The sequence below is a fragment of the Nocardiopsis halotolerans DSM 44410 genome, from assembly GCF_000341065.1.
GTDB lineage: Bacteria > Actinomycetota > Actinomycetes > Streptosporangiales > Streptosporangiaceae > Nocardiopsis > Nocardiopsis halotolerans.
Map to the genome: position 1 here is coordinate 1 of NZ_ANAX01000189.1, position 10,360 is coordinate 10,360.

The 10,360-nt window shown below is 71.6% G+C and carries 10 protein-coding genes and 1 pseudogene; 7 read left to right on the top strand and 4 right to left on the bottom strand.

Annotated elements, in window-relative coordinates; all coding sequences use genetic code 11:
* Positions 1–22: 22 nt before the first annotated feature.
* The gene (locus tag D455_RS0114415) at positions 23–712 is read right to left on the bottom strand and encodes a lytic polysaccharide monooxygenase auxiliary activity family 9 protein (protein ID WP_017571417.1); all 690 of its coding nucleotides are present in this window, start codon (positions 710–712) and stop codon (positions 23–25) included.
* 391 nt (positions 713–1,103) lie between these two features.
* Between D455_RS0114415 and D455_RS0114420 the strand changes: the two genes are divergently transcribed.
* The 6 genes from D455_RS0114420 (at position 1,104) to D455_RS0114445 (ending at position 7,756) form a co-directional block, all read left to right on the top strand.
* A complete protein-coding gene (locus tag D455_RS0114420) occupies positions 1,104–2,348 on the top strand; it encodes an MFS transporter (RefSeq protein WP_017571418.1) in 1,245 nt (414 codons plus the stop codon).
* A 385-nt stretch (positions 2,349–2,733) separates the two neighbouring features.
* A complete protein-coding gene (locus D455_RS0114425) occupies positions 2,734–4,497 on the top strand; it encodes a glycoside hydrolase family 6 protein (protein WP_026122630.1) in 1,764 nt (587 codons plus the stop codon).
* A gap of 159 nt (positions 4,498–4,656) precedes the next feature.
* Entirely contained in the window at positions 4,657–5,817 is a 1,161-nt protein-coding gene (gene solA, locus D455_RS0114430) for an N-methyl-L-tryptophan oxidase (protein WP_394296642.1), read from the top strand.
* A gap of 122 nt (positions 5,818–5,939) precedes the next feature.
* Positions 5,940–6,746: an SDR family oxidoreductase gene (locus tag D455_RS0114435; protein WP_017571421.1), complete on the top strand. Its 807-nt coding sequence runs from the start codon at positions 5,940–5,942 to the stop codon at positions 6,744–6,746.
* A 136-nt stretch (positions 6,747–6,882) separates the two neighbouring features.
* Positions 6,883–7,314: a VOC family protein gene (locus D455_RS0114440; RefSeq protein WP_017571422.1), complete on the top strand. Its 432-nt coding sequence runs from the start codon at positions 6,883–6,885 to the stop codon at positions 7,312–7,314.
* Between the two features lie 79 nt (positions 7,315–7,393).
* Positions 7,394–7,756, top strand: a complete 363-nt coding sequence (locus D455_RS0114445) for an antibiotic biosynthesis monooxygenase family protein (RefSeq protein ID WP_017571423.1) — start codon at positions 7,394–7,396, stop codon at positions 7,754–7,756.
* 28 nt (positions 7,757–7,784) lie between these two features.
* Here D455_RS0114445 and D455_RS0114450 read toward each other — a convergent pair whose 3' ends face one another.
* On the bottom strand, positions 7,785–8,546 hold the full coding sequence (locus tag D455_RS0114450) for a class I SAM-dependent methyltransferase (RefSeq protein WP_017571424.1): 762 nt from the start codon (positions 8,544–8,546) through the stop codon (positions 7,785–7,787).
* Positions 8,547–8,791: 245 nt separating this feature from the next.
* On the opposite strand from D455_RS0114450, the gene D455_RS0114455 reads away from it, so the two are divergent.
* On the top strand, positions 8,792–9,733 hold the full coding sequence (locus D455_RS0114455) for a GNAT family N-acetyltransferase (protein WP_017571425.1): 942 nt from the start codon (positions 8,792–8,794) through the stop codon (positions 9,731–9,733).
* Between the two features lie 25 nt (positions 9,734–9,758).
* Here D455_RS0114455 and D455_RS32955 read toward each other — a convergent pair whose 3' ends face one another.
* Positions 9,759–9,932: a hypothetical protein gene (locus D455_RS32955; protein WP_017571426.1), complete on the bottom strand. Its 174-nt coding sequence runs from the start codon at positions 9,930–9,932 to the stop codon at positions 9,759–9,761.
* Positions 9,933–10,090: 158 nt separating this feature from the next.
* Positions 10,091–10,360: pseudogene (locus D455_RS0114465) on the bottom strand (nucleotidyltransferase domain-containing protein); the annotation flags it as partial.

Below are 10,360 nucleotides of genomic sequence, written 5' to 3' on the forward strand. Positions count from 1 at the left end.
CCGGACAGCCGGGAGGGTCGGATCAGACGAAGTTCACGTCACTGCACAGGTAGTAGACCTGGTCCATGTGGGAGGCCTGCCAGATCGTGAACACGATGTGGCGGCCGGACCGGCCCGAGGTGCTGACGTCGATGTAGTTGTCCGCCACGGGCGGGTAGGACCCGGTCCGCTCGACCAGTTCGAGGTCGTCCCAGCCCAGCGGCTCGTTGAGCGCGTCGAAGCCCTGCTCGGTGACGTAGACCTCGAAGTAGTCCGCGCCGTGCTGGGCGCCGTCGTGCAGGTGGAGGGTGAAGTCGTCCCCGACGTCGGTCGTCTTCCACGGGCCGACCGCGTCCATCGAGTCGTAGCGGCCTCCCTCGGTGTTGCCACCGCTGCACAGGGTGCCGTCGGGGATCTGGCCCTGGTGGTCGCCGCCCACGTTGTTGCGGTAGAGGCCGTTCCAGTTCCACATGGCGTTGGGGTTGTCCTGCCACGCCTGCCAGCACATGGGGTCTTCCTGCGCCATGTCCGGGTTGAGGTGGTCGTCGCCCCAGCGCTCCCAGCAGCCGTAGTTGCGGGTGGCGGGGTCGACGATGGATCCGTGCGCGGAGGCGGGCGCGGCCAGCGTGGTCAGCGCGACCGCGGGCACGGACGCCAGGACGAACGCGCGGGCGTACCAGCTCCGGTTGCCGCGCCGGGGGGTCTCGGTGGTTTCGGTGGTCGTGTTCTTCATTGCGTTCTCCGTCTTTCTCGGCTTGTCAGCCGACCGACGGGAGCGCTCCCAAACCGCATGTTACCCAAAGGAGCCGGGTCGAAACAGAGCGCTGGAAAAATCCGTGGCGCGACACGACGCGCACGGCTACCGTGCTGGCAACCACCCGGCCGCACCACCAGGAAGGACACCATGCGCGCCACCACCGCTCACCTGACCCTCCGCCCCGCCACGGCATGGGAACCGCGCCTCAGGTGACGCGATCCCGGGGAGCACCCCGCACGCGGTGACGGCCGCCGAACGGCGGCGCCACTCCCCGGTACCACCGGCTTCCTCCCGCCGAGGCGGGTCGGACGGCCCCAGCCTCCGACCACGCGCCGATCGGCGCCTTCGCCCTGCCGGGAGTTCCACCATGTCCCCGTTCCGCCGCGCCCGTGGCGCGCGCCCTTCCCGTGCCCCCCTGGGGCCCGACTTCGCCCGCCTGTGGTGTGTCTCCGCCCTGACCAACCTCGGCGACGGGGCCCTCATCGCCGCGGGCCCGCTGCTCGTCGCCTCCCTCTCCCCCTCTCCCCTGGCGGTCTCCGCCGCGTCAGCGCTCCAGATGCTGCCCCATCTGCTGTTCTCCCTGACCTCGGGCGCCCTGGTCGACCGTCTGCCACGGCGCGGTGTGCTCGCCGCGGCCAACCTGGCCCGGGGCGTGGTGCTCGCACTGCTCACGGCCGTGATCCTGTCCGGGAGCGCCAGCCCGTGGCCGGTCTACGCGGCGGTGTTCGCCCTGGGTGTCGGTGAGACCCTGGCCGACACCGCGTACGGCTCGCTGCTGCCGTCGGTGGTCCACCGCGACGCGCTGGGCCGGGCCAACGCCCGGCTGGCGCTGACCTTCTCCGTCAACAACCAGCTGGTCGGTCCGCCCCTGGGCGCGTTGATGTTCGCGGCTCTGTGGGCGCTGCCGTTCGGGTTCGACGCGTTGGCCTACCTGGTGTCGGCGCTGGTCGTGCTGCGGATCCGTCCGACGCCCCCACCCCCGGGGACCGGGCACGGGTCCGGGGCGCGGACGACACTGCGCTCGGATGTCGCCCAGGGGCTGGCCTTCGTGTGGGGCTCGCCGGGACTGCGCACGCTGTGCGGCTGCATCCTGGTGATGAACCTGGCCGGGGTGGGTGCGTTCGCCCTCTGGGTGCTCTACGCCCGGGAGCACCTGGGGCTGTCCGACACCGGGTTCGGGCTGTTCGTCACCGCGGGAGCGGCGGGAGGTGTCCTGGGGTCCCAGGTCTACGGCTGGTTGGAGGCCCGCGTGGGTCGGGCCTTCCTGCTGCGCTGGGGCCTGGTGGTGGAGGCGGCGACCTACCTGGCCCTGACGCTGACCACGGACGGTCTGGTGGCGGGCGTGGTCATGGTGCTGTTCGGGGTCCACACCGTGGTGTGGGGGACGGCCGCCACGACGGTGCGCCAGCGGCTCACGCCCGACCGCCTGCTGGGCCGGGTGGGCGGCGTGTACAGGCTGGCCGACCTGGGCGGGGCCTCCCTGGGCGCGGTGGCGGGCGGCCTCATCGCCGAGTACGCGGGCCTGCTCGTCCCGTTCTGGATCGCGACCGCCGCGGTGGGACTACTCGCCGTGTCCGCATGGCGACCACTCGTCACCACCCAGCGGCTGTGAACCACGTCACTACCTGCGAATTCAATGGTTTGGAACGACGTACCAAAAATAGCTGAACTCTATGGTGTTTACATATCACCATTGGCGGGCTACCGTTCAGGAAAGCGTTCCGGAGACGTCACACTCAGCGACGGAATCCGGCAACGCCTTCGCACACCCTTGTTCCCACACGTTCCCTACACCCCGCTCACTGCCGACTGGGAGCGCTCCCACTCCTTTCGGCCCTTTCCCGCTCAGCTTTACCCCGGATCTAAGGCACGCGAATGCCCCGCTCACCTCCATAAACGCAGGGAATTTCGGTACACCCCGCCTGCCGGTCGCGAACTCCCGGTTCGGGACTTTCGAAGGCTCCTTCTGGCAACCCGCTTCCACAAGGAAAGAAGAGATGAGCACACCCCCCCGTGCCGCGAACCCACGTTCGTGGGCACGACGCGGTCTCGCCGCGACGTCCGCCGTGGTGCTCGGCACCACCCTGGCCGTCACCACCTCCTCACCCGCCAGCGCCGCGACCGGCTGCGAGGTCGACTACCAACTCAACGACTGGGGCTCGGGCTTCACCGCGAACGTGGAGATCACCAACCTCGGCGACCCGGTCAACGGCTGGACCCTGGAATGGGACTTCGCCGGAAACCAACAGGTCACCAACGCCTGGAACGGAACCCTCACCCAGAACGGCCAGAGCGTGTCGGCCACCAACACCGGCCACAACGCCGCCATCGCCACCGACGCCACCGTCGCCTTCGGCTTCCAGGGCAGCTACTCCGGCACCAACGAGGCCCCCACCGAGTTCACCCTCAACGGCGTGCTCTGCCAGGGCCAGGTCGACCCCGACCCGGGTGACCCCGACCCGGGCGACCCCGATCCGGGCGACCCCGAGCCCGGACAGCGGGTGGACAACCCCTACGTCGGCGCAAACGTCTACGTCAACCCGATCTGGTCGGCCAACGCCGCCGCCGAACCGGGCGGGGAGGCCGTCGCCGACGAACCCACCGGGGTGTGGCTGGACCGCATCAGCGCCATCGAGGGCAACGACAGCCCCACCACCGGCAGCATGGGCCTGCGCGACCACCTGGACGAGGCCCTGGAACAGGCCAACGGCGAGCCGCTGGTCTTCCAGGTGGTGATCTACAACCTGCCCGGCCGTGACTGCGCCGCGCTGGCCTCCAACGGTGAACTGGGCCCCGAGGAGATCGGCCGGTACAAGAACGACTACATCGACCCGATCGCCGACATCCTCGCCGACTACGAGGACACCGAACTACGGATCGTGACCACGGTCGAGATCGACTCGCTGCCCAACCTGGTCACCAACGTCACCCCCCGCGAGACCGCCACCGACAACTGCGACCAGATGCTGGCCAACGGCAACTACGTCGAGGGGGTCGGCTACGCCCTGGCGCAGCTGGGCGCGATCGACAACGTCTACAACTACGTCGACGCCGGCCACCACGGCTGGATCGGGTGGGAGAACAACTTCACCGCCTCGGCCGAACTGTTCTACGAGGCGGCCAACGCCGCCGGTGCCAGCCCCGACGATGTGCACGGCTTCATCGCCAACACCGCGAACTACTCGGCGCTGGTGGAGGACAACTTCGCCATCGGTGAGACCATCGCCGGTCAGCCGGTGCGTCAGTCCTCCTGGGTGGACTGGAACCAGTTCACCGGTGAGTTGGACTTCGCCCAGGCGTTGCGTGAGGAGCTGGTGGGTCAGGGCTTCGATTCGGGGATCGGGATGCTCATCGACACCTCCCGTAACGGGTGGGGTGGGCCGGACCGCCCGGACGGGCCGGGGCCGACCACGAGCGTGGACGCCTACGTGGACGGGGGCCGCTACGACCGTCGTATCCATCTGGGGAACTGGTGCAACCAGGCGGGTGCGGGGTTGGGTGAGCGCCCGCAGGCCGCTCCGGAGCCGGGTATCGACGCCTATGTGTGGATGAAGCCTCCGGGTGAGTCCGACGGTTCCAGCGAGCCGATCGACAACGACGAGGGCAAGGGGTTCGACCGGATGTGCGACCCCACCTACGAGGGCAACGTGCGTAACGGCGACAACATGTCGGGGGCGCTGCCCGAGGCTCCGGTGTCGGGTCACTGGTTCTCCGCGCAGTTCCAGGAGTTGCTGGCCAACGCCTACCCGCCCATCCAGTAGTCCGACGGTCCCTCCCGACTCTCGGCTCCCTTCCGAGAACGGGGCGCCCGTCCACCCCAGAGGGTGGGCGGGCGTCCGCCATGCACGCGGCCTGCGATCATGGCCCCGGCCCCCAACGGCCGGGGGCACGACCGTGGGGAGAGGCGCGTGACGGAGCACATGGAGACCGACACCGTCGTGGTCGGGCTCGGGGCCATGGGGGCACAGGCCCTGTGGCGTCTGGCCAGACGCGGCGTCGACGCGATCGGGGTCGAGCGGTTCTCCCCCGGACACGACCGGGGGTCCAGCCACGGCGAGTCCCGCATCATCCGCACCGCCTACCTGGAGGGCGCCGCCTACGTGCCGTTCGTCCAGGCGGCCTGGCGCGCGTGGGCGGACCTGGAGGAGGCCTCCGGGACGCGTCTCGTGGTGCGTACCGGCGCGCTGATGCTCGGTCCCCCCGACAGTTCCGCCGTCGCCGGTTCGATCGCCGCGGCCGAACACCACGGCCTCGCCCACCAGGTGCTCTCCCGCGACCAGGTCGCCGAGCGCTTCCCCCAGCACGCGCCGCGCCCGGACGACGTGGGCGTCTTCGAGGAGGACGCCGGCGCGGTCCTGCCCGAGGCCGCGATCCGGGCGGCCGTGGGGCTCGCGGAGGCGGCGGGGGCTCGGGTGCTCACCGGGACCAGGGTGACCCGGGTCGTGCCCGATCCGGACCGCCCCCGCGTGGTGGCCGGGGACACCGAGATCCGGGCCCGCCGGGTGGTCGTCACCGCCGGGTCCTGGCTGCCGGAACTGGTGCCGGAGGCCGCGGGACCGGACGTCGGACTGCGGGTCGAACGCCGGGTGCTGGGCTGGTTCCGCACCACCGAGGCCCCGTCCCCGCACGCGTACGGGCCGGTGTTCGCCCGCGACGGGGGCGACTGCACGTGGTACGGGTTCCCCAGCATGGACGGCGGCCGGACCGTCAAGATCGGTGTGCACGCCGAGGCCCCGGGTAACAGGGGCGAGGGCGCGCAGTGGGGAGAGCCGGTCGACCCCGACGCGGGGCCGCGGGAACCCGACGCCGCCGACGGGCGACGACTCGGCCGGTTGGCGGCCGGGTTGCGCGGTCTGGCCCCGCTCCCGGAGCGCATGGTGGCGTGCATGTACACGATGACCCCCGACGAGCACTTCCTCATCGGACACCGCCGCGAACTGCCCGGGCTGGTGCTGGCGGGCGGCTTCTCCGGGCACGGCTACAAGTTCGCCTCCGCCGTCGGTGTGGCCCTGGCCGACCTCGCCCAGCACGGGCGGACGGACCTGCCCATCGACCCGTTCGACCCGCACCGCTGGGACTGAGCCCGGACCGGAGGCACCGGGACGAGGGCCGGGGCGCGGCGGGTCCCCGGCGGCGTGCGATCATCGCTCACACGCGCGGCGCGACGCGTCCTCCCCTCGTCCCCTCTCCTGGAAGGACCGCCATGAACAGTCCCACAGCCTCGCGGACCGCGCTCGTCACGGGAGCGTCGTCGGGGATCGGCGCGGCCGTGGCCGCCGAGCTCGTCCGCCGCGGCTACCGCGTGTACGGGACCAGCCGTGATCCCGAGTCGGTGACCGAGCCGGTTCCGGGCGTGGAGTACCTGGCCCTGGACCTGGCCGACGAGGAGTCCGTCAGGGCGTGCGCGGCCGCGGCGGGCGACGTGGACGTGCTGGTCAACAACGCCGGGGAGAGCCAGAGCGGCCCCTTCGAGGAACTGCCCCCGGAAGCGGTGGAACGCCTGTTCCGGATCAACGTGTTCGGCGCGGTGAGGCTCACCCAGCTGGTGCTGCCGGGGATGCGCGCCCGCAGGTACGGGCGCGTGGTGATGGTGGGTTCGATGCTGGCGAGTTTCCCGCTGGCCTACCGGTCCTCCTACGTGGCGTCCAAGGCGGCGCTCAAGGGGTTCGCGAACGCGCTGCGCCGCGAGGTGTCCCCGTACGGGGTGGGGGTGACCACGGTCGAACCGGGATCGATCAACACCGGCATCAGTGAGCGGCGGACCCAGTACCTGCGGGAGGGGTCGCCGTTCGCGGACGAGTACCGCACCATGCTGGAGGCGCTCAACGCCAACGAGGCCCGGGGGATCTCGGCCGGGACGGTGGCGCGGACGATCGCGCGCGCCGTCGAGGCCGACCGGCCCAGGCCGTTCCACGCGGTGGGCAGCAACGCCCCGGTGGTCTTCGCGCTGAGGCGTCTGTTCCCGCGCTCGGTCATCCTGCGGATGGTCGCCCGCAAGCACGGGCTGTAGTACGCCGTCGGGGTGCTGGAGGCATACTCGTAGGTGCCCCTCGCCCGCCCTGCCGGAAGGTGCCCGACGTGTTTCCCGGGCCGAAACGTCTCCGGCAACACCAGGGCCTCCGTGCCGCCACAGCGATGGAGTCACCATGAGACAGCAGGTCCACTTCGTCACCCTCGCGACCACCGATCTGGACGCCGCCCGCGCGTTCTACCGGGACGGGCTCGGCTGGGTTCCGCTCATGGACGTTCCGGGCGAGATCATCTTCTTCCAGGTCGCCCCCGGGCAGGTCCTGGGCCTGTTCGACGCGGAGAAGTTCGACCGGGACCTGGGGCGACCGTCTGGTACGAGCGGGGTGTCGGGGCTGACACTGGCGCACAACGTCGAAGGACCCGAGGACGTCGAGCGGACCGTCGCCGCGATGACCCGCGCGGGTGGAAAGGTACTCAAGGTCCCGCAGCAGGGGGAGTTCGGCGGTGTCTTCCACGCCCATGTGGAGGATCCCAACGGCGTGGTGTGGGAGATCGCGCACAATCCGGGCTGGCACGTCGACGACACGGGCAGGGTCGTCCTCGGCTGAGGGGCGGGGCGGCGTGGGCGTTCGCGGAAGCTGGCCTAGGTTGGGCGTGGGAACAGCGGACAACGAGGAGAGGTACCGCGTGAGCAGCGTCGTCAAGTTCAACGTCCTGACCGTCCCCGAGGGCGGCGGGGCCACCCTGGAGGAGCGTTTCGCCAAGCGGGCCGCGCTGGTGGAGGGCCAGCCCGGTTTCGAGGAGTTCCAGCTGCTGCGCCCGGTCGAGGGCACCGACAAGTACCTGGTGTACACCCGGTGGCGGTCCGAGGAGGACTTCCAGAACTGGGTGAACGGCGAGGCCTTCAAGCGTGGGCACGCCCGGGCCGCCGAGGACGCCGGGAAGGAGGGCGCGTCGGCGGGCCACGGGCACGGGCACGGCGGTCCGGCCGCGACCAACAGCGAGATCTGGGGTTTCGAGGTCGTCCAGCAGGTCTCGGCCCGGTCCTGACCCGCGCACCCCGCTGACCGCGTCCCGGTCAGCGGGGTTTGCGTGCCTCGATGAGGAAGCGGGTCGTGGTCGCCGTGAACGACCCCTCGCGCTCGATGTGCTCGTGCATGTCCCGGAGCCGGTCCCGGTGGGCGTCCACGGTGAACCCGGGCACCATCCAGACCACCTTGCGCAGGAAGTACACGACCGCGCCGACGTCGAAGAACTCCGTGTGCAGCCGCTCCATGCGCAGGTCGACCACCTCCAGCCCGGCGGCCCGCGCCCCGTCGCGCGCCCCGTCCGGGTGACGGGCCTCGCGGTTCTCCGCCGGTTGCGGCCCCAGGAAGAACTCCACCACCTCGAAGACGCTCGCGGGTCCCACCTGCTGGGACAGGTAGGTCCCGCCCGGTGCCAGGACCCGGGCGATCTCCTCCCACCACACCGTCACCGGGTGTCGGGAGACCACCAGGTCGAAGGCGCCGTCCGCGAAGGGCAGCGGTGGATCGTCCTCGTCGGCGACCACCGCCACGCCCAGCGGGTGGAGCAGCCGGGTCGCCCTGGCCACGTTGGGCGGCCAGGACTCCGTGGCCACGGTCAGGCCCGGACGCTCGGGGATTCCCGCCAGCACCTCGCCGCCGCCGGTCTGGATGTCGAGTGCGGCGCTCGCGCGGGCCATGCGCCCGGCCATGGTGCGCTGGTACCCCCAGGAGGGGCGCCGTTCCGTGGCACGGCCGTCCAGCCAGGAGAAGTCCCACCCCTCCACGGGCGCCGCGTCGGCCTCGGCCACGAGTTCGTCGAAGTTCCGTCCCATGGGGGCATACTCGCTGGTCGCCCCGTCCGGGGTCCACCGGGTTTCCGCCCCGTGCGGCGGAAAGGGGGTTGCGCCGCCGTCGCGCGCCCCGCTACAACTGTTCCTGCCCCGATCACGCCGGGGCCGCGACCAAGGAAAGGAGGCAGAGCCGTGTTCACCGCAGTCACCGCGCTCGCGTCCTTCCGGGGATACCTCGACAGCTGAACCCCGGAGCGGCCGGGCGCACACACACCGAAGGTGTCGCCTTGACCGTGCATGACCTGACCATCCGTCCGATCACCGGACCGGAGGAGCTGGACCTGTTCAACCGGCTCCCCTACACCCAGAACTCCGAGATCGCCAACGACCTCGCCGAGAACCGCCGCCGTCCCCCGTGGATGTGGGTCGCCCTGGACGGCGACCGCCTCCTGGCACGCCTGTCCTGGTGGTGCCGGAACGTGGACACGGCTCCGCTGCTCCTGGACGTCCTCGACGTGGACGACACGGCCGGGGACGTCGACCGCGTGGAGGTCCTCGCCCGCCTGCTGCGTACGGCCTCGGCGGCGACCCTGCCCGAGGGGAGCACGCCGCCCGAGTACCTGCGCTTCGTCCCCGTCGACTGGCGTGAGGACGCCCGCAAACGTCGGGTCGTGGAGGAGCGCATGGCGGCCGTCGAACGCAACGGGGCCACGCCGCTCGTGGAGCGCCTGAGCTTCGAGTGGACCCCCGGCGGCTCCGAACCCCGTCCGGGCGACCGGCTCCGGTTCCGGCCGATCCGGGACGAGGAGGAGATCCTCGGCCTGATGGTCCAGGCGCTGGAGGGGACCCTGGACGCCCACGACCGCGCCGACCTCGAACACCGGACGGCGGAGCAGGTCGCCGCCGACAACTACGCCGACGAGTTCGCCCGGTACACGACCCCCCGCGAGTGGTGGCGGATCGCGACGCTGCCGGACGGCGAACCGGTCGGCTTCGTCCTGCCCGCGCGCAACGACTACCACGCGATGATCGGCTACGTCGCGGTGCTGCCCGAGCACCGGGGCGACGGCTACATCGACGACATCCTCGCCGAGGGCACCCGTGTCCTGGCCGGGGAGGGCGCCGAACGCGTCCGCGCCGCCACCGACCGGAGCAACGTACCGATGGCGCGGGCCTTCGACCGGGCCGGGTACGCCACGCTCAGCGGCGTCGTCAACATGACCTGGTAGGTCCCCGCCGGTGGGGGAAGTCCGGTCAGCCCGCCGCCCCGGCCCCTCCGGGGGCCGGGGCGTCCGCCTTCCCGGCGGCTCCGGTGGCGTCGACCAGGTCGGCGGCGAACTCCTCCAGCGGAGGCACACCGCCGTCTCCCTCGTGGAACGCCTCCAGGAAACCGCGCTGGAAACACGCCCCCGCCAGCAGCGCCGCCACGGCGTCGGGATCGGTGCCCTCGGGAACGCGGCCGAGGTCGCGCTCCGCGGACGGGTAGGCGGCGGCCGGAGGAGGCGTGCACGCGGACGGTGGTCGAGGCCTTCACGACCATCCGGGGAGGTGACCGCTGGCTCCCGCGGCCCGCGAAGGACCGCGGCTCAGGCCGTGGCGATGATCCGCCCGGCCTCGGCGACCGCTGTGGTCAGGTCCCGGGGGTCCGCGGTCATCCCGGCGACCACGAAGTCGATCTCCTCCAGACCCGCCCGGCCCAGGAGGGCCTTGTCGTTGGTGACCCACTCCCCGCGTTCGGCCAGGACCGCGTGCGCCGCCTGCGAGGCGGCCTGGGCGACGAGTCCCGCGGTCTGGGCGACACGGCCGTACGGGGCGTGGTTGTGTTCGGCGTAGGACAGGGTGGCCGCGGCCAGTCC

What these genes read in the sequence shown, in the direction of transcription:
- D455_RS0114415 (WP_017571417.1), bottom strand. Translation starts at nt 712, where the DNA reads ATGAAGAACACGACCACCGAAACCACCGAGACCCCCCGGCGCGGCAAC.
- D455_RS0114420 (WP_017571418.1), top strand. Translation starts at nt 1,104, where the DNA reads ATGTCCCCGTTCCGCCGCGCCCGTGGCGCGCGCCCTTCCCGTGCCCCC.
- D455_RS0114425 (WP_026122630.1), top strand. Translation starts at nt 2,734, where the DNA reads ATGAGCACACCCCCCCGTGCCGCGAACCCACGTTCGTGGGCACGACGC.
- solA (WP_394296642.1), top strand. Translation starts at nt 4,657, where the DNA reads ATGGAGACCGACACCGTCGTGGTCGGGCTCGGGGCCATGGGGGCACAG.
- D455_RS0114435 (WP_017571421.1), top strand. Translation starts at nt 5,940, where the DNA reads ATGAACAGTCCCACAGCCTCGCGGACCGCGCTCGTCACGGGAGCGTCG.
- D455_RS0114440 (WP_017571422.1), top strand. Translation starts at nt 6,883, where the DNA reads ATGAGACAGCAGGTCCACTTCGTCACCCTCGCGACCACCGATCTGGAC.
- D455_RS0114450 (WP_017571424.1), bottom strand. Translation starts at nt 8,546, where the DNA reads ATGGGACGGAACTTCGACGAACTCGTGGCCGAGGCCGACGCGGCGCCC.